24 protein-coding genes and 2 pseudogenes are annotated in these 22,140 nt (G+C 72.9%); 14 read left to right on the forward strand and 12 right to left on the reverse strand.

Annotated elements, in window-relative coordinates; translation table 11 throughout:
• Positions 1 to 26: 26 nt before the first annotated feature.
• Positions 27 to 767, reverse strand: a complete 741-nt coding sequence (locus ACH4LD_RS19915; protein ID WP_398056261.1) for a maleylpyruvate isomerase family mycothiol-dependent enzyme — start codon at positions 765 to 767, stop codon at positions 27 to 29.
• Positions 768 to 847: 80 nt separating this feature from the next.
• Between ACH4LD_RS19915 and ACH4LD_RS19920 the strand changes: the two genes are divergently transcribed.
• Positions 848 to 1,327 (forward strand): hypothetical protein, encoded by a 480-nt coding sequence (locus ACH4LD_RS19920; protein WP_398056260.1) that lies wholly within the window; start codon positions 848 to 850, stop codon positions 1,325 to 1,327.
• A 46-nt stretch (positions 1,328 to 1,373) separates the two neighbouring features.
• Here ACH4LD_RS19920 and ACH4LD_RS19925 read toward each other — a convergent pair whose 3' ends face one another.
• The gene (locus tag ACH4LD_RS19925) at positions 1,374 to 2,735 is read right to left on the reverse strand and encodes an aminopeptidase C (protein WP_398056259.1); all 1,362 of its coding nucleotides are present in this window, start codon (positions 2,733 to 2,735) and stop codon (positions 1,374 to 1,376) included.
• 223 nt (positions 2,736 to 2,958) lie between these two features.
• Here ACH4LD_RS19925 and ACH4LD_RS19930 point away from each other — a divergent pair, with 223 nt between their 5' ends.
• A complete protein-coding gene (locus tag ACH4LD_RS19930) occupies positions 2,959 to 3,354 on the forward strand; it encodes a luciferase family protein (protein ID WP_398056258.1) in 396 nt (131 codons plus the stop codon).
• 44 nt (positions 3,355 to 3,398) lie between these two features.
• Here ACH4LD_RS19930 and ACH4LD_RS19935 read toward each other — a convergent pair whose 3' ends face one another.
• The gene (locus ACH4LD_RS19935; protein WP_103816168.1) at positions 3,399 to 4,178 is read right to left on the reverse strand and encodes a DeoR/GlpR family DNA-binding transcription regulator; all 780 of its coding nucleotides are present in this window, start codon (positions 4,176 to 4,178) and stop codon (positions 3,399 to 3,401) included.
• A gap of 125 nt (positions 4,179 to 4,303) precedes the next feature.
• Between ACH4LD_RS19935 and ACH4LD_RS19940 the strand changes: the two genes are divergently transcribed.
• Both ACH4LD_RS19940 and ACH4LD_RS19945 read left to right on the forward strand, forming a co-directional pair.
• Positions 4,304 to 5,185 (forward strand): SIS domain-containing protein, encoded by an 882-nt coding sequence (locus tag ACH4LD_RS19940; RefSeq protein WP_398056257.1) that lies wholly within the window; start codon positions 4,304 to 4,306, stop codon positions 5,183 to 5,185.
• A 31-nt stretch (positions 5,186 to 5,216) separates the two neighbouring features.
• Positions 5,217 to 6,077 (forward strand): class II fructose-bisphosphate aldolase, encoded by an 861-nt coding sequence (locus tag ACH4LD_RS19945; RefSeq protein WP_398056256.1) that lies wholly within the window; start codon positions 5,217 to 5,219, stop codon positions 6,075 to 6,077.
• Positions 6,078 to 6,101: 24 nt separating this feature from the next.
• Here the strand turns inward: ACH4LD_RS19945 and ACH4LD_RS19950 are convergent, their stop codons facing one another.
• Entirely contained in the window at positions 6,102 to 7,235 is a 1,134-nt protein-coding gene (locus tag ACH4LD_RS19950) for a methyltransferase (protein WP_398056429.1), read from the reverse strand.
• Positions 7,236 to 7,302: 67 nt separating this feature from the next.
• Here ACH4LD_RS19950 and ACH4LD_RS19955 point away from each other — a divergent pair, with 67 nt between their 5' ends.
• The gene (locus tag ACH4LD_RS19955) at positions 7,303 to 7,953 is read left to right on the forward strand and encodes an alpha-ketoglutarate-dependent dioxygenase AlkB family protein (RefSeq protein ID WP_398056255.1); all 651 of its coding nucleotides are present in this window, start codon (positions 7,303 to 7,305) and stop codon (positions 7,951 to 7,953) included.
• A gap of 48 nt (positions 7,954 to 8,001) precedes the next feature.
• Entirely contained in the window at positions 8,002 to 9,249 is a 1,248-nt protein-coding gene (locus ACH4LD_RS19960; RefSeq protein WP_398056254.1) for an ROK family protein, read from the forward strand.
• Here ACH4LD_RS19960 and ACH4LD_RS19965 read toward each other — a convergent pair.
• The 6 genes and pseudogenes from ACH4LD_RS19965 to ACH4LD_RS19990 form a co-directional block, all read right to left on the reverse strand.
• A complete protein-coding gene (locus ACH4LD_RS19965) occupies positions 9,246 to 9,644 on the reverse strand; it encodes a hypothetical protein (RefSeq protein ID WP_398056253.1) in 399 nt (132 codons plus the stop codon). The genes ACH4LD_RS19960 and ACH4LD_RS19965 overlap by 4 nt on opposite strands.
• Positions 9,645 to 9,974: 330 nt before the next feature.
• Positions 9,975 to 10,148: pseudogene (locus ACH4LD_RS19970) on the reverse strand (DUF1272 domain-containing protein); the annotation flags it as partial.
• A 153-nt stretch (positions 10,149 to 10,301) separates the two neighbouring features.
• Positions 10,302 to 11,213 carry a phosphotriesterase gene (locus tag ACH4LD_RS19975; RefSeq protein WP_398056252.1) on the reverse strand — a complete coding sequence of 304 codons (912 nt, stop codon included), beginning with the start codon at positions 11,211 to 11,213 and terminating at the stop codon, positions 10,302 to 10,304.
• Positions 11,210 to 11,791: a DUF4865 family protein gene (locus ACH4LD_RS19980; protein WP_398056251.1), complete on the reverse strand. Its 582-nt coding sequence runs from the start codon at positions 11,789 to 11,791 to the stop codon at positions 11,210 to 11,212. The genes ACH4LD_RS19975 and ACH4LD_RS19980 overlap by 4 nt, the downstream gene beginning before the upstream one ends.
• Before the next feature lie 39 nt (positions 11,792 to 11,830).
• Positions 11,831 to 11,953 carry a hypothetical protein gene (locus tag ACH4LD_RS19985; RefSeq protein ID WP_398056433.1) on the reverse strand — a complete coding sequence of 41 codons (123 nt, stop codon included), beginning with the start codon at positions 11,951 to 11,953 and terminating at the stop codon, positions 11,831 to 11,833.
• A 70-nt stretch (positions 11,954 to 12,023) separates the two neighbouring features.
• The gene (locus ACH4LD_RS19990) at positions 12,024 to 12,614 is read right to left on the reverse strand and encodes a TetR/AcrR family transcriptional regulator (RefSeq protein WP_398056250.1); all 591 of its coding nucleotides are present in this window, start codon (positions 12,612 to 12,614) and stop codon (positions 12,024 to 12,026) included.
• Positions 12,615 to 12,780: 166 nt separating this feature from the next.
• On the opposite strand from ACH4LD_RS19990, the gene ACH4LD_RS19995 reads away from it, so the two are divergent.
• The gene (locus ACH4LD_RS19995) at positions 12,781 to 13,074 is read left to right on the forward strand and encodes an SHOCT domain-containing protein (RefSeq protein WP_398056249.1); all 294 of its coding nucleotides are present in this window, start codon (positions 12,781 to 12,783) and stop codon (positions 13,072 to 13,074) included.
• Positions 13,075 to 13,899: 825 nt separating this feature from the next.
• Here the strand turns inward: ACH4LD_RS19995 and ACH4LD_RS20000 are convergent.
• Positions 13,900 to 14,322: pseudogene (locus ACH4LD_RS20000) on the reverse strand (ATP-binding protein); the annotation flags it as partial.
• A 300-nt stretch (positions 14,323 to 14,622) separates the two neighbouring features.
• Positions 14,623 to 14,946, reverse strand: a complete 324-nt coding sequence (locus ACH4LD_RS20005; protein WP_103816157.1) for a hypothetical protein — start codon at positions 14,944 to 14,946, stop codon at positions 14,623 to 14,625.
• 306 nt (positions 14,947 to 15,252) lie between these two features.
• Here ACH4LD_RS20005 and ACH4LD_RS20010 point away from each other — a divergent pair, with 306 nt between their 5' ends.
• The 7 genes from ACH4LD_RS20010 (at position 15,253) to ACH4LD_RS20040 (ending at position 22,049) form a co-directional block, all read left to right on the forward strand.
• Positions 15,253 to 16,377, forward strand: a complete 1,125-nt coding sequence (locus ACH4LD_RS20010; protein WP_398056248.1) for a PLP-dependent cysteine synthase family protein — start codon at positions 15,253 to 15,255, stop codon at positions 16,375 to 16,377.
• Between the two features lie 231 nt (positions 16,378 to 16,608).
• Complete coding sequence (locus tag ACH4LD_RS20015; protein WP_398056247.1) at positions 16,609 to 17,814, forward strand: ATP-binding protein; 1,206 nt, start codon at positions 16,609 to 16,611, stop codon at positions 17,812 to 17,814.
• Positions 17,811 to 18,212, forward strand: coding sequence for a roadblock/LC7 domain-containing protein (locus ACH4LD_RS20020; RefSeq protein ID WP_014671109.1), 402 nt, complete (start codon positions 17,811 to 17,813; stop codon positions 18,210 to 18,212). The genes ACH4LD_RS20015 and ACH4LD_RS20020 overlap by 4 nt, the downstream gene beginning before the upstream one ends.
• Entirely contained in the window at positions 18,209 to 18,583 is a 375-nt protein-coding gene (locus ACH4LD_RS20025; protein ID WP_030651941.1) for a DUF742 domain-containing protein, read from the forward strand. The genes ACH4LD_RS20020 and ACH4LD_RS20025 overlap by 4 nt, the downstream gene beginning before the upstream one ends.
• Positions 18,558 to 19,160: a GTP-binding protein gene (locus tag ACH4LD_RS20030; RefSeq protein ID WP_398056246.1), complete on the forward strand. Its 603-nt coding sequence runs from the start codon at positions 18,558 to 18,560 to the stop codon at positions 19,158 to 19,160. Before ACH4LD_RS20025 ends, ACH4LD_RS20030 begins: the two co-directional genes overlap by 26 nt.
• Before the next feature lie 208 nt (positions 19,161 to 19,368).
• Positions 19,369 to 20,682 (forward strand): cytochrome P450, encoded by a 1,314-nt coding sequence (locus ACH4LD_RS20035; protein WP_398056428.1) that lies wholly within the window; start codon positions 19,369 to 19,371, stop codon positions 20,680 to 20,682.
• 104 nt (positions 20,683 to 20,786) lie between these two features.
• Positions 20,787 to 22,049 carry a cytochrome P450 gene (locus ACH4LD_RS20040; RefSeq protein WP_398056245.1) on the forward strand — a complete coding sequence of 421 codons (1,263 nt, stop codon included), beginning with the start codon at positions 20,787 to 20,789 and terminating at the stop codon, positions 22,047 to 22,049.
• The last annotated feature ends 91 nt before the right edge of the window (positions 22,050 to 22,140 follow it).

Consider the following 22,140-nt stretch of genomic DNA (forward strand, 5'->3'; position numbering starts at 1 on the left):
CCGGGACGGGCAGCTGTCGACGGTCGTCAGATCCGGGACCGCTCCCGCCACAGGGCCGCGAGTGACGGGTCGCCGGTCACGCGCGGCACCGCCGTCCGGTTCCACAGCGCCAGGTACAACCGGTCGGCCGGCCCGGAGAGTTCGGCCTCGGCCGGCCCCTCCTCCGCCCGCACGGTCACCGGCGGCCCGTCACCGAGCCGTACGGTCCACACCGCGTCCGGCCCCGCGTCCACCGCGCGCACCCGGAGCGTACGCGGCTCCTCGGTGCGCACGCGGCTGCGCGGACGGGCGTGGAAGCCGCGCAGCAGTTCGTCGATGCCGTCCACCGCGAAGTCCGGCGCGATCGGGGACGGCGTACCGCCGCGCGCCGCCTCGGCGTCGTAGCGGTGCACGGTCGTCTCGTGCGCCTGCCGCCGGGTCCAGAAGGCCAGCGGTGAGGGGCTGGGCGCGGGATGGAAGGTCCAGCACTCCAGGTCGGCGGGCGCGGCGGCCAGCGTCTCCACCAGCAGACGGTGCGCGTCCCGGTACCAGGCCACCAGCTCGGCCCCGTCCAGCGCCGGCGGCTCGTCGAGGGGGCGGGGCGCGGTGCGTGCCTCGGCGACCAGGGCTGCGGCCCACCGGTGCACCGTGCCGGTGTGCCGTAGCAGGTCCCGCACCTGCCACTCGGGGCACGTCGGCACCTTGGCCTCGGCCCCCGCCGCCGCGGCGGCCGCCGCGAGCAACCGGCCTTCGCGGTCCAGGATCTCAAGGAACTCGGCAGTCTCCATGCGCTGAGTGTGCCGGATGGAGCGGGCTCCGGCGGGACGCGCGCACGGTACGAGTCCTCGGCCGAGGCCGACGGACCTGGATGACGCACGGCGACCGTCCGCCGCCATCCACGGATGCGGACAGTGGTGAGTCGGCTGCCGCACAGGCCGCGACGCCGGGCGCGGCCCATTGCCCTGGCGGAGTCGCTCACCGGGCGGGGGCGCTGGACCAGGCCCTGCCCTGCCGCGAGAAGGCCGCCGACGAGGGGGACGCGCAGGCCACCCGTACCCTCGCCGTCGTCCACCGGGCCCCCTGGGACTCCGCGGAGGCCGAGCGGTGGTACCGCACCGCCGCCGACCTGGACGGCGGCTGCGCGCCGGTCGTCGCAGCGATCCTCGGGGAGTTTCCGGAGCGCCTGGACGGCAACCGCTTCGCGGGCGTCCCGGCCCGCCGCCGGGGCGACCTGGAAGCGGCCGGGAGGCACTTCGCGGCGATCGCCGACCGCGACGACGGCGGCAGTACGGTGATCACGTCGCACGAGATCCGCGAGGCGCTCCAGCGGGTCGGTCACCAGCACTGACGTTCACCGACGGGGGGGGGTGAGCCGGCGGTCCTCACCGCCGGGCTCAGTCCGCGAGGGCGCCCATCGGGTCCCAGGCGGGGAGGACGATCGGCGGCTGGTCGAGGGCGACGGACAGCTCCGGCGGCAGCGCGGAGCGACGCACGGCGATCTCGAAGACATGCTCGCCGAACCACGAGTCGTTCATGGTCCAGAAGCCCTTGTCGGCCTTCTGCTCACCCCAGCTGTTCTCCACCCGCCAGCGGCGCGGGCTCCCGTCCACCACGTCGACGCCGGTGAACAGCATCGCGTGGGTCATCTGCGTGTCGTGGTGCAGCAGCCGGTCGGCCTTGTCCAGGGTGAACGGGGCGTCGTAGACGGCCGCGTAGTCGAAGAGCGCGGCGTCCCAGACGCCGACGTCCGCGCGCATCATCTTGGCCACGTCACAGCCGAACCACACCGGCTCGCCCCCGACGATCGCCTCCATGGCCAGCCGCTTCAGCAGCTCGATCGGCGCGTTGAGATAGACCACCGGCGGGGCGTCCACGACATTGCCCAGGTACTCGACGGTGAACGTGCGGCCGACCGGGCTCGACTCCCGCGGATCGTGCACCAGGCAGACGTACTCGTCCAGCGGGAGCTCGACATAGGCGGCGGCGAACTCCGCCGGGGTGAGCCAGCCGTCGCGGTGGAACTCCTTGTTGCTGTCCTCCCACTGCCACAGGAACCGCCGCGGAGGCGTGCCGAGATGGATGCTGAGCACCCGGTGCACGGCGGCCAGCACCTCCCGCTTGTGCGCCCGCTGGGCCTCGGCCCCCTCGGCGGCCGACCCGCGCAGATCGCGGGCGCCCTGGCGGAGCAGGGTCTCCAGGGCCCGGTTCATCTCCCGGGTCGAGGAGGAGCTGTCGGTCTCCGGCATGGCCGACTTGGGGACCAGGCCGTGCTTGTCGACCAGGGCGACGAACATGTTCCACTGGCCGCCGTCACCGATCGGATCCGCCAGCAGGTGCGCCACCGTGCGGTCGTCCACGTCACGGCCGGACGTCTCGATGACGGCCTCCAGGAAGTGGTTCGCCCGCTCGAACTTGTCCCACCACAGCAGGTAGTTCTGGGAGAACTCGAAGTCCTTCACGCCCAGTTTCCGTGCGGCGCCGACCCGCAGCAGGTTGAGCCCGGCGAACATCCAGCAACGCCCGCTCTGCTTCTGGTCGGTGGCCTTCCAGTCGTCCAGGTGGTGGGAGACCGAATGGTCGATGCCGGTGAGGATCCGCCGGTCGAGGGCCACATCGTCCACGGGCGTCTGGGTGACCGCGTTCTGCATCAGCCGGTTCACCGGGCGCGCGGCGAACTCCTTGTCGAACAACTCCAGCTGGTCCGGTGTCAGACCGCGCTCCATGGGCCGGCGGGAGTCATCGTTTCCGAAGGTCACAGCGGTCTGCCTCCAGTTCCCAGGGATGGTGAGGGGAGCGCGCCCTCACCGTCGCACGGCGGTTCGGCCGGAGTCAACGGAGTGTCGAAGCCCGGTCACCCGCGGCGCCGGCTTGTTCGGTGGGCGGATTTCCGTGCGGGTTTCTGAACGGGCGACGGATACAGGTCGGTTAATGCTTGCTCACGAGCTGGTTGCGGGCGGGTGAGCGCGCCATGATGGGCCCATGACGTTGGCCTCGCGCGCGCTCGCGCAACTGGCGACCTGGCCGGACCTGAGACGGTCCGTCCCGAGCTGCGGTCTGGGACAGGCCGTGAGGTCGGCCCAGGGGGAGATCGCGCACTTCCACTCCGAGCGCGATGTCGACCTGCGGCTCACCGACCGGGCGGTCCGGCGGTTCGCCAAGGACCTCAGGGGCTCGGACGCCATCAGGGTCGTACCCGGCTCGCAGTGGGTGACCCTGCGCCTGGACGCCGCGAGCGACGTCGACCTGCTGTTGACGCTGGTCAGCGTGGCGCTCCAGGCCCAGCAGACGTGGCCCGATCCGGCGGACCGGGCGGTCGCGGGCTGCAACGACCAGCGCGGCGCGGGGTTCGTGAAGGCCGACCTCGGCGGTCTCTGAGGCGGCGGCCGGAGCCGGCGGCCTCCCCCCGCCGGGGGGGCGTCTCACACCGTCAGCACCCGGACGCCCGCCTCCTCGAACCGCCGCACCGTCTCCCGCTCCGCCGCCGTGTCCGTCACCAGCGTGTCCACCAGCTCCGTCCCGCAGATCCGGGCGAACGCCCGGCGGCCCAGCTTGCTGGAGTCGGCGGCGACCACCACCCGCTCGGCGCGCTCGCACAGCAGCCGGTTGATCGCCGCCTCCTCCTCGTCGTGCGCCGCCGCCCCGTGCGTCACGTCGAAGCCCACGACACCGAGCACCGCCACGTCGAGCGTGATCCGGCCCAGCACCCCGTCCGCGAGCGGACCGACGAGCTCGTACGACTGCGCACGCGCCACCCCGCCCGTCACCACGATCTTGAACTGGGGGCGTACGGCGAGCTCGTTGGCGATGTTGAGCGCGTTGGTGACCACGGTCAGCGCCGGTGAGCCGGTGGCGAGATCACCGCGCACGGCCAGCGCCCGGGCCACTTCCGTGGTGGTCGTACCGCCGGTCAGTCCCACCGCTTCACCCGGAGCGAGGAGTTCGGCCACCGCCTTGGCGATGCGCTGCTTCTCCGAGGCGCGCCGGGCCGTCTTGTAGCGCAGCGGGAGTTCGTAGGACACCCCGTGCACCACGGCTCCGCCCCGGGTGCGGACCAGCATCTGCTGTTCGGCGAGCTGGTCGAAGTCCCGGCGGATCGTCGCCGCCGACACCGCCAGCTCCGCCGCCGCCTCCTCGACCTCCAGCCGGCCGCGCTCCACGAGCAGTTCCAGCAGCGCCTGCCAGCGGGCGTCCCGGGACATCCGACGCCTCCTTCCGTTCGATCTCCCGGCGACCCTAACGCACCCGGTCCGGCGTCCGAATGCTTGATTGTGTTCGAAAGCTCGCTATATCTTGCAAGAACGATCAGCCAGGGGAGGGTCTGGGCATGACGCATGCCGAGAACGAGCTGAACAGCCAGCCCGAGTGCTGGATACGGGCGGCCGAGCAGGCGGGGCGGCACCGCGGCGCACTGCCGGAGCCGGGCGAGCGGGTCGCCGTCGTCGGGTGCGGGACCTCGTACTTCATGGCCCAGGCCGTGGCCGCCCTGCGCGAGGGCGCCGGACAGGGCGAGACCGACGCGTTCCCCGCCTCGGAGTTCCCGCACGGGCGGCCGTACGACCGGGTCCTCGCCCTCACCCGGTCCGGCACCACCACCGAAGTACTGGAACTGCTGGACGAGTCGGCGGGGCGGACCCGCACCACCGCCGTGACCGCCGACCCGGACACCCCGGTCGCATCGGCCGCCGACGACCTCGTCGTGCTCGACTTCGCCGACGAACGCTCCGTCGTCCAGACCCGGTTCGCGACCACCGCGCTCACGCTCCTGCGCGCCCACCTCGGCCTGCACACCGACGCGGTCGTCGCGGACGCGCGCACCGCCCTCGCCGCTCCCTTGCCGGAAGGGCTCGTGGAGTGCACGCAGTTCACCTTCCTCGGGCGCGGCTGGACCGTCGGACTCGCCCACGAGGCCGGGCTGAAGATGCGCGAGGCCTCCCTCTCCTGGACCGAGTCCTACCCGGCGATGGAGTACCGGCACGGCCCGATCAGCGTCACCACCGAGGGGACGGCCACCTGGATGCTCGGCCCGGCGCCCGCCGGACTCGCCGAACAGGTCCGCGCCACCGGCGGCCGGTGGATCGAGGGCGGGCTCGACCCGCTCGCCGAACTCGTCAGGGTCCAGCGGCTCGCGGTCGCCGTCGCCGCCGCCCGGGGCCTCGACCCCGACCGGCCGCGACACCTGACCCGCTCGGTGATCCTCGCCCCCTGAACCCGCCGGCCCTCCCGGAAGGACACCTCACGTGCCCCTCGCGTCCACCGGCGAGCTGATCACCCGGGCCGCCGCCGCCCGCTCCGCCGTCGCCGCGTTCAACGTCATCACCCTGGAACACGTCGAGGCCGTCATCGCCGGCGCCGAGGCCGCCGGCGCACCCGTGGTCCTCCAGGTCAGCGAGAACGCCGTCAGGTTCCGCCACGGACGGCTGCTGCCGCTGGCCCGCGCCGCCGTCACCGCCGCCGAACGGGCCGCCGTACCCGTCGCCCTGCACCTGGACCACGTGCAGAGCGACGACCTGCTGCGCCAGGCGCCCGGCGCCGGGTTCAGCTCGGTGATGTACGACGCGGCCCGCCTCCCGTACACCGGCAATCTGGCCGCGACCCGGGCCGCCGTCGACTGGGCGCACGCCCAAGGCCTCTGGATCGAGGCCGAGTTGGGGCAGATCGGGGGCAAGGACGGCCGGCCACCGCTGGACGCGCACGCGCCCGGCGCCCGCACCGATCCCGGCCGGGCGCGGGACTTCGTCGCCGACACCGGCGTCGACGCCCTGGCCGTCGCCATCGGCAGCACGCACGCCATGACCACCCGCACCGCCGTCCTCGACCTCGGCCTGCTGGGGCGGCTGTCCGCCGCGCTGACCGTGCCGCTCGTCCTGCACGGCTCCTCCGGGGTTCCGGACGACGGTCTGGTCGCGGCAGTCGGCGGCGGCATCGCCAAGGTCAACGTCGGGACCGCGCTCAACGCGGCCATGACCGGGGCGATCAGGGAATTCCTCGCCGCCCGTCCCGAGGCCGTCGACTCACGCACCTACCTCGGTGCGGGGCGCGAGGCGATGGCCTGCGAGGTACGGCGGATCATCGGGATCCTCTCCCGGGCCGGAGGCTGACCAGCCCGGCTCCCGGCAGCGCGCCTAACCCCTCTTGACCGCCCTCAGCACCACGAACTTAGGGTCGGAGGCGACCAGTTCACTGTTGCCGAACAGCCGCCTCAACTTCACGTGGTACCCCAGGTGCCGGTTCCCGATCACCCACAGCTCACCCCCCGCCCGCAGCGAGCGCAGCGCCCCCGTGAACATCCGCCACGCCACCGCGTCCGTGGTCGCCTGGTGGGAGTGGAACGGCGGGTTGTTCAGGACCAGGTCCACACTGCCGGGCGCCACCCCGGCCAGCCCGTCCCCGACCCGGAACTCGGCGTGCCCCGGCACCCCGTTCGCCTTGTACGTCGCCTCCGCCGAGGCCACCGCCTGGTACGACTCGTCCACGAACAGCACCTCGGCCGCCGGATCGGCCAGCGCCACCGCCGTACCGACCACGCCGTTGCCGCAGCCGAGGTCCACCACGCGCCCGGCGCCGGGGCCGGGCAGATGCCGGAGGAAGAAGCGGGTGCCGATGTCCAGCCGCTCGGCGCAGAACACGCCCGCGTGGTTGACCACTGTGCGCCCCGACACCGCGCCGACGCCGTCCGGCAGGGCGTAGCTGTACGGCCACGGGTTCGCGGGCCGCTCCAGCGCCGGGTCCGGGGTGCAGAAGATCAGCCGGGCCTTCTGCCGGGCCAGGGAGGTCCGGGTCGGGCCGAGGATCCGCTCGAACAACCGGAGCGTCGAGCTGTGGATCTCCTTCACCATGCCGGTGCCGACCACGACCGTGTCCGCGTGCACGGCGGGCGCCAGCCGCAGCAGCTGGTCCTCCAGCAGCGCCAGACTCTTCGGCACCCGCACCAGCAGCACGTCCACCCGCTCCGGCGGCGGGTCCTGCGTGGTGAGCAGCCGCACGGCACCCGGCTCCACGCCCGCCCGTGCCAGGTTCGCCCGGGTCGCCTCCTGACCGAGGAACGAGTCGGTGATCTGCGTCGGCCGGTGCTCCGCCAGCGCGGTCACCAGCGCGCCCCAGCGGTCCCCGACCACCACGACCGTGCCCGTGAGCGGCACCTTCTCCTCCGCCAGGTGGCGCAGCAGGTACGCGTCGGAGGCGTCCCAGGCGCGCAGCCGGTCGCGGGGGTCCTCGGGGAAGCGGGTCAGCTCGACCTCGCCCCACGGTGTCGTCATACGGTCGCTCATCGTGCGTCCAGGCTAGCGGAGCCGCAGATCAGAGGGCGTGGGGCAGGATGGGGGCATGGAGGACGAGCTGTTCCCCCGGGAGCGTGCGGAGGTCGCGCCGGGCGCCGTGCACGTCGTGGACTGGCTGGACGCCGAGCGGCAGCGCGCCCTGCTCGCCGCCTGCCGGGACTGGGCCCGGCCACCCGCCGGGCTGCGCACGGTCCGCACGCCGGGTGGCGGGACGATGACCGCGCGCCAGGTCTGCCTGGGCTGGCACTGGTACCCGTACGCCTACGCCCGCACCGTCGTCGACGGCGACGGCAGCCCCGTGAAGCTCTTCCCGGACTGGCTCGACGCGCTGGGCCGCCGCGCGGTGGCCGACGCGCTCGGCCCGGACGCCGTACCGGCCGTTCCGTACGACATCGCGCTGATCAACTTCTACGACGGGGACGCCCGCATGGGCATGCACCGCGACGGCGACGAGAAGACCGACGCGCCGGTGGTCTCGCTGAGCCTCGGGGACACCTGCGTGTTCCGCTTCGGCAACACCGTGACGCGCGCGAGGCCCTACACCGACGTGGAACTGCGCAGCGGCGACCTGTTCGTCTTCGGCGGCCCGTCGCGGTTCGCCCACCACGGAGTGCCGCGCGTCCGCCCGGGCACGGCCCCGGCCTGGCTGGGTCTCGCGGGACGCCTGAACATCACCCTGCGGGTGAGCGGCCTGTAGCCGGCGGCGCAGGCCACCCGGGGTGCGGATCATGGGAGACTCGCCCTCATGAGCGGCAAGGCGGATCCCCGGGCAGCGGGGGAGAGGACCACGTCAAGGGCGCGGCTGGACCGCGGGCGCGGGGCGCTCGGACCGGCGCTGGAGCTGGTGCACACCGGACGGGCGCCCACCCGTGCCGTGCTCACCGCCGAACTCGGCGTCACCCGGGCGACGGCCGGCGCGGTCGCCGCCGAGCTGGAGGCGCTGGGCCTGATCCGCGTGGACGCCCGGCCCGGTTCGGCGGCCGGCTCCCAGGGGCGCCCCTCGCACCGGCTGGAGGTCGCCGAGGACGGGCCGGTCGCCCTCGCGGCGCAGATCCACGCCGACGGCTTCCGGGCCGCGCTGGTCGGCCTCGGCGGACGGATCGTGGCGACCGCCCCCGGCTGCGAGACCGTCGACGCCGACCCGGCGAAGGTGCTCGGCTCCGTGGTGGAGGCGGGCGCGGAGCTGCTGCGCAGCACCGGGCGGCGCTGTGTCGGCGCAGGGCTCGCGGTGCCGTCCGCCGTCGCCGAACCCGCCGGTCTGGCCCTCAACCCGCTGCACCTGGCCTGGCCCGCGGGCGCCCCCGTCCGGGAGATCTTCGCGGAGCGCGTGCGCGCCGCGGGCATCGGCGGACCCGCGTTCGCGGGCAACGACGTCAACCTGGCCGCACTCGCCGAACACCGGCACGGCGCCGGCCGGGGCGCGCGGGACCTGCTGTGCGTGGCCACCGGACACCGGGGCGTCGGTGGCGCGCTCGTCCTGGACGGCCGTCTGCACACGGGCAGTTCGGGGCTCGCGCTGGAGGTCGGCCACCTCACCGTCAACCCCGAGGGCCGCCCCTGCCACTGCGGCAGCCGGGGCTGCCTGGACGTCGAGGCGGACCCGCTGGCCCTGCTCATGGAGGCGGGCCGGGAGCCCGGCCCCGAGGTGTCGCTGGTCCAGCAGGCAGGCGACCTGCTGCGCACCCAGTACGACGACCCGGCCGTCCGCAGGGCCGCCGAGGTCCTCATCGACCGTCTCGGCCTCGGCCTGGCCGGCCTGGTCAACATCCTCAACCCGGACCGCATCATCCTCGGCGGTCTGCACCGCACCCTGCTGGACGCGGACCCCGGCCGGCTGCGCGCGGTGGTCGCCGACCGCAGCCTGTGGGGCCAGAGCGGGGGAGTCCCCATCCTGCCGTGCACCCTGGACCACAACAGTCTGGTCGGCGCGGCGGAACTGGCCTGGCAGCCGGTCCTGGACGATCCACTGGAGGCACTGGCCGGGACCGACTAGTCCGCGGTGACACCCCAGTACGCGATCCCCACCGGGCCGTTCTCGCCGTACAGCACCGTGCAGTTGCCGCAGGCGCGGTCGGGGAAGGGCAGCCGGTCCGAGTCCAGCGCGTCGAGCCATGCGGCGTGCGTCGGCCGGCCGTCCGGTGCCCAGACTCTGACCTCGGCGTCGGTCAACGGCCGCATGAAGGGCCCGCCTTCGGTGTCCGTGGGCTCCACCATGATCGCCTGGTCGAGGACCGAGGCCGTACCACCGGTGTAGATGTACTCCATCCACTCCGTGTCCGCCCACAGCTCCTCGACGGTACGGCCCGGGAAGCCGTGGTCGTCCCGCGCCAGCTCCGCCTCCTGCTCCTGCCGGAACGCCGCCGTCAGATCGGGCTGATACCGCCCCACGTGACACCATGCGTTGCCACCCATCACACGCCTCCCGCCCCACGTTCACCGATCATGGGCAGCGTAGGACACGGCACTGACAACGGGCCCCGCCCCCGGCTGCGCCGGCGCGACGGCCACCGGGGTGGGGTGCGGTCGGCGGAGCCGTGCGGGTGCGTGCCGTCGTCCGGCGCGTGTCCGACCCCCTTGAGGAGACCGCGGAGGTCATGGGTGGTCGGCGTGTCCGTCAGCGCGCTCACCGGCACCGTCGCCCAGGCCGTGCACGAGGGCCCGGCCGGTCTCGCCCACCCCGATGACACCGGCGCGTGCCACGGTGGCCGTGTCCGCGGGCGCGCGGCGCGGCCTCGGCACGAGTTCGCCCCCGCAGTTGGGGCAGACCTGCCCCAGGGCCGCTCCGCACGCCTCGCAGAACGTGCACTCGTACGAGCAGATACGGGCCGGACCGTCCGGTGGCAGCGCGGTGGTCTCGCAGCGCTCGCAGCGGGCGCGCATCTCCAGGCCCATGCTCTCCCGTCCCTTCGGACAGCCGTCGGTGATCGGTATCGGTGATAGGGGATCGTGAACTCTCGTGCTCCGTCGGCTCCCATCCTCCCGGCCACGGCCGGCGGCGAAACCGTCCGGAGGGACAGGGATCCACCGGATCGGGCCACGGCCCGCTCAGGCCCAGTCGGCCCCGAACGCTCGCCCCGGGTGCTCCGCGAGGACGCGGTCCACCAACTCCGCCCCCACCGCCTGCACCAGCCGCTGCCGCACCCGGCGCAGCAGGTACGGCATCCCCGGCCCGCCGTCGACCGAGCGGGCCCCGGCGGTCACCGTGTCACCGCCGAGCAGCAGCCGGTCCCCGAACCCGGCCTCCGCCAGGGCCCGTACGGCCTCCGGCATCCGCCAGTCGGTGGCGTGGTGGGCGCGGGACGGGCCGTCGAAGGCCAGCCAGCAGCCCGACGCGGCGGCCTGGCGGTGCGTCACCGGGTCGGGCGAGCGGTTCAGGCGCCCCAGGATCACCCGCTCACCCGGCACATTCAACTCCCCGCAGAGCAGGTCCAGTACGTCCAGGGCGCCGGTGCCCAGCTCCAGGTGTACGGCGATGGTGGCGCCGGTGGCGTGGTGCGCCTCGGCCGCCGCCGCCATGGTCCGGCGGGCATGCGCGTCGAGCCCGTGGAAACCGCCCGCCACCTTGATGAAACCGGCCCGCACACCGGTCGTGCCGATCCCCTCGGTCAGCTCGGAGACGAACAGGTCGGCGAGCCGGCCGCCGCGCAGCCGGGCGAGCGACTCGGGGTCGTAGTGCGCCGCTTGGTGCAGGCCGGTGGCGCAGACGATCCGCACCCCGGTCGCGCGGGACAGCTCTGGCAGGTCCGCCGCCCGCCGTCCCATGCCGTACGGCGTCCACTGCGCGACGGCCGCCCCGCCCGCCGCGCGGAAGGCCGTCAGCTCCGACCGCGCGGCGCAGAGGTCGTCCAGCTCCTGACCCGGCAACCGCGGGCTGCGCAGGAAGAGATGGTCGTGCGCGTCGCACACGCCCAGCTCCTCGGGCGGGATGTCACCGAGGACCGTACGGACGTGGGTCACCACTGCCGTCCGCGGGGAAGCCGGTCCCGGCCGGGTGCGGACAGGTGCAGCACCTCGAAGACGTCCCCCTCGGCCTTGGGCGCCTCGTGCTCCCAGAGGGAGAAGTGCACCAGCTCCCAGGCACGGGTGTCCACGGCCGCCGCCGCGAGCACCGCGCCGTCCCGCGCCGCCAGTCTCCCGGTCTCGGCCGCCGCGTCCGCCATGAAGGACGCCAACCGCACGCCGTCCGGGACCGGTTGGCGCCGGCGCACGGCGAACGCCGGCGCGGCGGCTGCGGTTCCCTCCTCGAAGGCCAGACCGGTCCACTGCCGGACCGCGGGCCGCCCGAAGTCGTCGACGGGCCCCTGGAAGGCTCCGCCCCACAGGAAGCTGTTCATGCCCTCCAGGGTGTTCCAGAGGTAGAACGGGCCGTACTGGTTCACCGGCGAGCCGTTCACACCGCGTTCGCGCATCACGTACGTCTTGACGCCGAGACCGTCCCAGTCGTCCAGCAGATGGCCGACGCGGGCGACCCGGGAGCGGATGATCCCCATGTCGTAGTCGGCGGGCAGGGTGAACTCGTACTGCATGGCGTGCATCTCGGAATTCCCTTCTCAGGCGGGGTGGTCGGCCGCTGCTCAGGCGGGGTGGTCGGTCACGTGCGCGTGCCACTCGGTCGTCGTGCCGTCCCCGGCGGCCTCCACCACCGCCAGGTGGGTCATGAAGGTGCGGGGCCCGGCACCGAGCCCCGCGCCCTCCAAGTAATGCCGGTGAAGTTCTCCGCCGGGCCCCGCCGGGTGTCGGGACGCCGTCCGGTGAAGTGCACGTGACTCAGTTCCCCGGTCCGGGAGGCGGAGGTGCCAGCAGGGAGAGCAGACCGCGTACGCCCGCGTCGAAGGCGGCCGGCGAGCCGGACGCGCGGGCGAGGACATAGCCGCCCTGCACGGTCGCGAGGACGGCCGCGGCGATCTCCTCGCCGTCCAGGCCGGGCGCGAACTGCCCCTGCCGTTTGCCCTCTTCGACGATCCCGGCGATCCGCTGCCGGATGGCGGTGATCGTCGCGTCGACCGGCGCGCGCAGCTCCTCGCTCGCGATCACGTCCGGGTCCATGGTCAGCCGGCCGACCGGACAGCCCCGCAGCACATCACGCTCGCGCAGCAGATACGCCTCGATGCGCTCGTACGGCGTGCCCGGCCCGCCCAGCACGGCCTCCGCGGTGGCCCGCAGTTCGTCGGCGGTGCGGCGGATGGCCGCCAGGGCGAGGTCCGGCTTGCCCTTGAAGTGGTGGTACATGCTGCCCTGTCCGGCCCCGGCGCGCTCCAGGATCGCCTTCGGGCTGGTGCCCACGTACCCGCGCTCCCACAGCAGCTCGCGGGTGGACTCGATCAGTCGTTCCGAGGTGCTCACGCGCTCACTGTACATACTAGTAGTTACAGTCCGCCACCCGCCCCGGGAGCAGCACGGAGTCACGGCCGTACTCCCCGCGAGGTACGCGCACTGCCGCCGACCGCACGACGACCCCGACCCCCTGCCGGAGGGAGCCTTCGGACACCACCCGAAGACCCGACCGACGAGGGAGAGACCCGAGATGCAGACCCTGGCGCACTGGGACGGCGGCGGACCCGGCCCGTGGATCCTGTTCGTCCCGCTGATCTGGGCGGCCGTCGTGACCGGCGCCGTCACCGTGCTGCGCCGCACCGCCCGGCGCGGGCGCGGCGGCCCCTGGCGGCCGGTGGACGCGGGACGCCCGGCGGGCGACTCACCGCTCGCGGTCCTCGGCCGCCGCTTCGCCTCCGGCGAGATCGACGAGGACGAGTACTGGCGCCGTCTGTCCGTCCTGGAGGAGCAGTTCGGCGGCACCGGAAAGAGTGGCGCGGTCTGAGCACGGCCACCGCGGCGCGTGCCGTCGCCCGCCTCGCCGACGCGGTGAGGGCGTACGGCTCCGGCGACACCGCCGTACGAGCCCTGGACGGCGGCGACGCCACCTTCCCCGCCGAGGCCCCGGCTCCCCGTTCCTTGTCGAGACTCGCTGCCGGGGCCGAGGCGCCGCGCTGCGCTCGGGTGCCCGCCCGGTCCGTCCGGCCGTAGCGCGGGGGGAGGGCACCGCGGTCGCGGGGGCACCGAGGCGGGCCGCCCCTGGAGAGGCGGCCCGCACTGCTGCCGCGTTCCCGAGGGGTGGGGCGGCGGGCTCGTGACGGTCCGGTGCTCCCGGCCGGCCGGAGGTGTGGTGGGCCGGGAGGTACCCGTGGGCTGGGCGACGCAGTGGCCGGCCGGGAACCTCGGCGGGTCAGGAAGGCACGGCTGACCGAGCGGGCGGGGCCGTCTCGGCCGGGGTGGGGGCGGACCCCGCGGCGGGTGGGGGCGCCCCGACCGGCGCCGTGGCCGTGGCGGCGACGGGCGCCGTGCTGCCGGCGGGTGCGGTACGGCGGACGGGCGGGCGCGCGGGACTTGCGAGGGGCGCGGGACTTGTCAGGGGCGCGGCACTCGCCGGTACCGGGGCTGCCGGAGCCACGCACGGCCCCGAACCGGTCGGTCCCGCCGGGAGAACCGCCCCCGCCGGGACAGGCGCCCCAGTCGGGAGAACCGCCTCCGCCGGGAGAACCGCCTCCGCCGGGACAACCGCCTGCGTCGGTGCGGCCACCCTCGTGGGGACGGCCGGCGTCGGCGTGCCCCGTACCGCCCTCCGGGGCGACCCCGACGGATGGCTGCGGGCCGTTGCCGGGGCCGGGAGGGTGAACCAGACGACCTTGCCGTCCTCGCCGTCCGGCCGGGCGCCCCAGCTCTCGCTGACCGCGGCCACCATGGCCAGGCCCCGCCCACAGGTGGCCAGCGGAGTGGCGCCCGTCGCCTCCGTGGCGTCGGCCGGCACCGGAAGACGCGGATCGTGGTCGCGCACCGAGACCGTGAGCCGGTCCGGCAGCAGTTCCAGCTCGACGGTGCACGACTTGTCGGGCCGGGCGTGCCGGTGGACGTTGCTCAGCAACTCCGTCACACCGAGCGCGGCCCGGTCTATCAACGGGTCCATATGCCAGTAGCGCAACTGCGCAGATACGATTCTGCGGACCTGGCCGATCCGCGACGGCAGGGCTTGGAGCTCCACCGTGCAGTGCCTGCTTGGGTGACTGATCACGGCTGCGACTCCCCGATGTGAGGTCCGGAGGAACCGGAAGAACACGGAGAACAACGGATCCAGCAGGGTGCTTGCGTCCAAACGTCCGCCTGCTGTCGTGGCCGGCGGGCTGGTTCGCAGCGTTATCGCCGGTAAACCCAGAGTGACGTGAGACCAGCGTGGCGCAGCGGATGCGCTCCCGCAACTCGCCGCGACCGACCGGTGCTCGGCGTGTGTGACCGACCGCCGTTCAGCACGCGTGACCGACCGCCGGCCGGCATGTGCGGCTGACCGCCCCGGCCGTGTGCGGCCGCGCGCTCCTCAGCCGCCGCGCCCCGCCGCACGGCGGACCGCCTCGACGAACCGCCGTGCCGCGGGCGGCCCCGGCCGGCCCGGAGCGGGATCGCGCGCGCCCATCGTCAGCAGGTACCGCGTGCCGTTGACGTCGGCGAGCGCCCGGTCGTCCGGTACGAACCACGGCTTGGAGGCGCGCACCGCCTGCACCGGCGCGCTGTCTATCTCGCTGCCGTAACTGGTGAGCAACTGCAGTCTGCCGTCGCTGATCCGGACCTGTCCGGCCCGGGTGAGCGAACGCAGGCGTTTGCCGATGCGCACGCCTGTGGCCGTGAACTCCGGTTCCGCCATGTCTGGCCGCCCCCTCGCGGTGTTCCCGTGGTTCCCTGGTGCGCCCCCGTCCGGGACGGTCGTCCCGTCGCGTGCAGTCTGCCCCGGCTCGGCGTGGAGCACCAGTGCGCGCGGGGGCGTGTGCGGCAGTCGCCCGGAGCACTCGCGCCCATGCGCCCCCCATCGGCTCGCACATCCGTGCCCCAGCGTGCCTTTGGGTGGCTCAAAGATGCGTTTATGCAGGTGGGAAGCGGTGTGAAAGGTGCCTATGCTCGATCTGCCGGCCAGCGCGAGGCGCCGTCGGCGAGCAGCGTAAGGAGCCCCGCCGTGAGCACCCCTCCCCAGATCAGCACCGGCGCCACCCTCGACGTCGACCGCAGTGATCCCGCCTACCGTGGCTGGCTGAAAGAGGCCGTCCGCAAGGTTCAGGCCGACGCGAACCGATCGGCGGACACGCACCTGCTGCGCTTCCCGCTGCCCGAGCGGTGGGGTATCGACCTCTACCTCAAGGACGAATCCACCCATCCCACCGGCAGTCTCAAGCACCGGCTCGCCCGTTCCCTGTTCCTCTACGGCCTCTGCAACGGCTGGATCCGCCCGGACCGCCCGGTGATCGAGGCGTCGAGCGGCTCGACCGCGGTCTCCGAGGCCTACTTCGCGAAGCTGATCGGCGTGCCCTTCATCGCGGTCATGCCGCGCACGACGAGCGCGGAGAAGATCCGCCTGATCGAGTTCCACGGCGGACGGTGCCACTTCGTGGACGACTCCCGGAAGATGTACGAGGAGTCGGCCCGCCTCGCGGTGGAGACCGGCGGCCACTACATGGACCAGTTCACCTACGCCGAACGCGCGACGGACTGGCGCGGCAACAACAACATCGCCGAGTCGATCTTCCGGCAGTTGCAGTTGGAGCGGTTCCCGGAGCCCGCCTGGATCGTCGCCACGGCGGGCACCGGCGGCACCTCCGCGACCCTCGCGCGCTACGTCCACTACATGCAGTACGACACCCGTATCTGCGTCGCCGACCCGGACAACTCCTGCTTCTTCGAGGGCTGGACGACCGGCGACCCGGAGGTCACCTGCGACTGCGGCTCCCGGATCGAGGGCATCGGCCGGCCGCGCATGGAGCCGAGCTTCGTGCCCGGCGCGATCGACCGGATGATGAAGGTCCCGGACGCGGCCAGTGTCGCCGCCGTACGGGCCCTGGAGGCGGCCATCGGCCGGAAGGCGGGCGGCTCCACGGGCACCGGTCTGTGGAGTGCGCTGAAGATCGTCGCCGAGATGGTGTCGGAGGGGCGTACGGGCAGCGTCGTCACGCTGTTGTGCGACCCGGGCGACCGGTACCTGGACAAGTACTACTCGGACGCGTGGCTCGCGCAGCAGGGTCTGGACATCACGCCGTACACGGCCGCGGTCGACACGTTCCTGGCCACCGGCGTGTGGCCGGACTGAGCCGCCCCCCTCCCCGGGCGGCTCCCGCGCGACAGGCGGGTTGCGGGGTTGTGTGGGTTTGGTGACGTCTCAATTGAGGCCCTCGGCAAGCCGGTTGCGCCTAAGCGACTGATAAGATCATCCCACTTTTCAGTGGACTGACGGCGTGTCATGAACGCGTCTGGGGGACAGTCTCGAAGGCACCGTCGCGCTGTTCACGTTCCCGGCGCGATGCGACTTGAAGAGAGTCTCATGACGTCATTGACTCAGGATCCACTGTTGTGGATCTTGCTGGTGGTGCTCATCGCTGCGGTCGTCGCAGTGATGCGGGCCCGGAGAACCAACATGGCGCTCCGAAGAACGAAGAAGGAACTGGAAGCGGGACTCGGCGAGGCCCGCGGCGATGTCGGAGAGCTCCACGCGCACATCGCCACGCTGACCGCCCAGCACCAGCGCGACCTCGCGGACGTCCGGGCGGACGCGGAGGCGGGGACCAAGGCGGTGCTCAAGTCCGCGATGGGAACGCTCCAGTCGCTCGCCGAGGAGCAGCAGGTACTCCTCGACGGCCTGCTCAAGAAGTACGGCGACACCACCGAGGTCCTGGCCGACCTGATGACGGTCGACCACACCGGCAGCCAGTTCGGACGCCGCGCCAAGGGCATCTCCGTGCTGTGCGGCGGCTGGCTGGGCCGGCGGGAGGGCGCCGCCACGGTCTACGACGTCGCGCGCAGCGCCCAGGGCCGGATCAGGGACTTCAACCGGGTCAGCGTCCACTCGCAGGTGAACGTCTCCCTCGTCGGCAAGGCGGTCGAGCCGGTGGCCGTCGTCTTGGCCGAGCTGCTGGACAACGCGACGAACTACAGCGCGCCCGGCACTCCGGTCGAGGTCAACATCCAGACCGTGCCGACCGGTGTGTGCTTCATCGTCGACGACGCCGGACTCGGCATGGACCAGGAGACCAAGGACCGGGCGGCGGCCCTGCTGTCGGTCGACGGTCCGGTCGACATCACCGGTCTCGGCGATCCGCCGCGGTTCGGCTTCGCCGTGTGCGGCATGCTCGCCGCCCGCTACGGCTTCGCCGTCTCCGTCGGTTCCGTGTCCCCCTACGGCGGAGTGCGTGCAGTGATTCGTGTGCCCGAAAGTCTCCTCGCGGCCGACGCGCCCGCCCCCGCGGCCGACGCCCAGGACGCCACGGGCCCGGAGACGGCCCCCCAGCGACTGGCGCCGGTCCCGGTCGTGGGCCCCACCCACGTGGTGGGGACGACCTCGGGAGGTCTGCCCAAACGCCGGCGACGCAGCGGCCCCGTCACGGTGGTCCCGGCACTCGACGCCACCGACGGTCAGGAGGGCGCGCCCGAACCCGCCAGCGAGGTGACGGCGTCACGGCTCGGGGCGTTCGCGCGCGGAACACAGCTCGGGCGCACCACGAACACCACGGAAGGACCTGACAACAAGTGAACATCGACCTGTCCTGGGTGCTGAACGACGTGCTTGAGGTACGCGGAGCCCGGCACGCGATCCTCGTCTCGGGCGACGGCCTGCTGCTGCAGCGCTCGGACGACATCGGGCGGGACGACGCCGAGACGAACGCCGCCGCGATGAGCTCCATGCAGTCGCTGAGCCGGGCCGTCGCGGGGTTCGTGGGAGCGGGACACGGGATCTGGAAGCAGACGCTGCTGGAGTACGACGGCGGCTGGATCTTCCTGATCGCCGCAGGCCAGGGCTCCTACCTCGCCGTCTCCGCCGCGCTGGACGTCGACATGGAGGCCATGTCGTTCCGCATGCAGAAGACGGTCACGGGCCTGAGCAAGGCGATGAGTGTGGCGCCCCGCTCGGACAACGGTGCCGGCGCATGACGACCCCCGACGAGGAAGCCTCCGTCACCAGCGACTTCGTCCGCTCCTACGTCATCACCGGCGGCCGGACGCTGCCGGACTCGGACGACCTGGCGCTGCACACCCTGGTCACCCTGGCTCCCGACCGGACACCCCCGCTGGGAGCCGGTCCCGAGGTGATGGCGATCTGGAAGCTGTGCGCGGGCGGCTACCTGTCGGTCGCCGAGGTGGCCGGCCACCTGGGACTGCCGGTGGGGGTGGCCCGGCTGCTGCTGACCGATTTATTCGAGCAGGGACACCTCCTGCGCCGCGCCGAGCCGCCCCGGGCTCAGAACGTTGACAGAGCGACCCTGGAAAAGGTTCTGAATGGACTCCAATCCCTCATCGGCTGAGACCGCCCCCGGCTCCATCTACGTCTCCAGCGCGGTGACCAACGCTGCCAAGATCCTGGTCGTCGGGCATTTCGCCGTGGGCAAGACGACCTTCATCGGCTCCCTGTCGGAGATCACCCCGCTGCGCACCGAGGAGAAGATGACGCAGGCGTCGCTCCACGTGGACGACCTCAGGGGCGTGTCCGACAAGACCACCACCACCGTGGCCCTGGACTTCGGCCGGCTCACGCTCAGCGACGACCTCGTGCTGTACCTGTTCGGCACCCCCGGACAGCAGCGCTTCATGCAGCTGTGGGAGGACATGGCCCGCGGCGCGCTGGGGGCGCTGCTCCTGGTCGACCCCGCCCGGCTGGAGGAGACGTTCCCCGTCATCGACCTCGTCGAGCGGTACGGCCTGGAGTACGCCATCGCGGTCAACAGCTTCGAGACGGGCACGGTGTACGAGGAGGCGGAGGTGCGCGAGGCCCTGGACCTGCTCCCCGACACCCCCGTCGTCTACTGCGACGCGCGCGACCGGCAGTCCTCCGCCCACGCGCTGATCGCGCTCGTGCGTCACCTGCTCGCCCGAGCCGCCTGACCCTTCCATCCCCCCGACCCCGGCCCGGACCCCCGCCCGGGCCCCGGGCCCGGACCCTGCGCCGGACCCCGGCCCGGCACCATCCCCCGGCGCCCGGCCCGGACCCCCCCGGCCCGGAACCATCCGCCCGGACCTTCGGCCCGGAGCCAGCAGAAGGAACCTCATGGACCGCCAGTCAGCCCCCGCCCCCGTCGGCGCCAGATGCCCCATGCACGACGCCGCGTTCGCCGCCGACCCGCACCAGGTCTACGACCGGCTGCGCGCCCACGCTCCGGCCGGACCGGTCGAACTCGCCCCCGGCGTCGACGCGACCCTGGTCGTCGGCCACGAGATGGCGCTGCGCGTGCTGCAGAACTCCACGCTCTTCGCCCGGGACGCCCGCCGGTGGAAGGCCCTCAACGAAGGGCGCATCGGGCTGGACAGCCCGGTGCTGCCGATGATGGCGTACCGGCCCAACTGCCTGTTCACCGACGGTGCCGTGCACCTGCGGCTGCGCAAGGCCGTCACGGACAGCCTGGCCCGGCTCAACATCACCCGCATCCGCCGTGACGTCGAGCCCATCGCCGACTACCTCATCGACCAGTTCAGCGAGCGGGGCCGGGCCGACCTCCTCAACGACTACGCCAAACTGCTGCCGCTGCTGCTGTTCAACAAGCTCTTCGGCTGCCCGGCGGACATCGGTGACACCCTCACCAGCGCCATGTCGGCGATCTTCGACGGCAAGGACGCCCTGCGCGCCAACGAGGAACTCACCGCCTGCCTGATGGAGCTGATCGCCCTCAAGCGCCGCCGGCCCGGCGACGACGTCACCTCCTGGCTGATCCAGCACCCCGCCGGGCTCACCGACGAGGAACTCAAGGACCAGCTCGTCATGCTGATGGGCGCCGGCGTGGAACCCGAGCGCAACCTCATCGGCAACGCCCTGCTCCTGCTGCTGTCGCCCGACACGAGCGGGCGCGACTCCGGGCTGCTGGTGGAGGAGGCGATCGACGACGTGCTGTGGAACCAGACGCCCATCGCCAACTACGCCACCCACTACCCGGTGCAGGACGTGGACCTCGGGGGAGTGGTGGCCGAGGCCAACACTCCGGTCGTCATCAGCTTCGCCGCCGCCAACAGCGATCCGGCGCTCGCCGAGGCCCGCCACAAGCACAGCAAGGGCGCCCACCTGGCCTGGGGAGCCGGTCCGCACGCGTGCCCGGCCAAGGACCCGGCGCAGGTCATCGCCGTCACCGCGATCGAGAAGATCCTCAACGCCCTGCCCGACCTCACGCTGGCCGTTCCCGAGAAGGAGCTGGAATGGCGCCCGGGGCCGTTCCACCGGGCCCTGGTCGCGCTGCCCGTGGCCTTCAGCCCGACCCCGGCCACCCGCATGGTCTCCGCCCTCCAGAACCGGACCGGCCCCGCCGCGGCGGAGCAGCCGCTGCCGACGGTTCCGGCCTCCGCCGCTTCCGCCGGCCGTCAGGAGCCGGCCAGGAAGAAGGGATTCTGGAGCAGTTTCCTGGACATTTTCCGGGTCTGATGTGCGGCATGTGACAGGAGCAACACTGTCAGGCGCATGACGGAGGAGAGGGGAAGGGTAGGTTCCGGCGGTAACGGTAGCGCCCAGCCACAGAGGAGCTTTGCGTGACCGCCGTTGGCGTCATACGCGGTACCACCCCCGACCGCCGAGTCGTCATCCCTCTCCTTCGCCGCCTGAGGGCCGGCGAGGGACTGGCCGACCCCCTCCCCGTCTGGGAAGAACTGCGCGCACTGGGCGATGTGGTGCCCGCGCCCTGGGGCGGGTACTTCGTGACCGGATTCGATGCGTGCAGCCAGGTCCTGCGCGGCCGGAACTGGCTCGTCCCCGACTTCGACTGGCAGGAGCGCCAGCCCGACCCGACGCGCTGGCGCGAGCCGGCGACGCGGGAGATGACGCGGACCCTCTCCCGCCTCAACCCGCCCGTGCACACCTTCCAGCGGCGCGCCCTGGGCAACCTCTTCGACCGCGGCACCCTGGAGACCATGCGGCCCCGGATCGCGGGCCACGTCACCCGGCTCCTGGACCGCCTCGACTTACAGCTGCGCACCCACGGCGAGGCCGACTTCGTCGACACGGTCGGCGACCGGCTCCCGATCCACACCGTCGGCCAGTGGCTCGCCATCCCGGCCGAGCACTACCCGCGGATCCTGGACTTCACCCACCGCCAGGTCCACGCCCAGGAACTCCTGCCCACCAAGAGCGAACTGGCCGTCTCCGCCCAGGCCACCCTGGAGATGAGGGACTTCTTCACCCGCCTGATCGCCCACCGCCGCCGCCGCCTTGGCAACGATGTCCTCTCCGACTGGATCCGCTACTGGGACGCCCAGTACCCCGACGACCGCGCGGCGGCGGACCAGACGCTCTACGACCTGACGATGTTCATCACCATCGCCTCGCTGGAGACCACCGCCACCCTGCTGACCAACGCCGTGTGGTTCCTCACCCGGGACCCGGCCCGGGCCGACTGGCTGCGCCGGCACCCCGAGCGCCTCGACGACGCGATCGACGAGGTGCTGCGCTACGACCCGCCCATCCACCTCAACTCCCGGTACGCCGCCGACGACACCGTTCTCGCAGGCGTACCCATCGCCAAGGACACCACCGTCCACGTGCTCTACGGCGCCGCCAACCACGACCCGCGCCGCAACGAGAACCCGCACGTGTTCGACGTCCGCCGCAAGGGCGCCCACCTCACCTTCGGCGGTGGGGCCCACTACTGCCTCGGCATGGCCCTGGCCCGCCTGGAGGCCCGCCTGCTGCTCAGCGAACTGCTGGAACGATTCCCCACCCTGCGGCCGACCGCGGGCCCGACGTACGCGAGCCGGATGGTCTTCCGGCGCGTCACCTCCCTCACGGTGACGGCGTGACCCCCTGGAGGCGGCCTGTCCGCACCTGACAAGACGACCTGCCCAACAGCGACGACATGACTGCCCCCAAAGCGACGACATGACTCCCCCG

This window comes from Streptomyces sp. NPDC017676, from assembly GCF_044329325.1.
GTDB lineage: Bacteria > Actinomycetota > Actinomycetes > Streptomycetales > Streptomycetaceae > Streptomyces.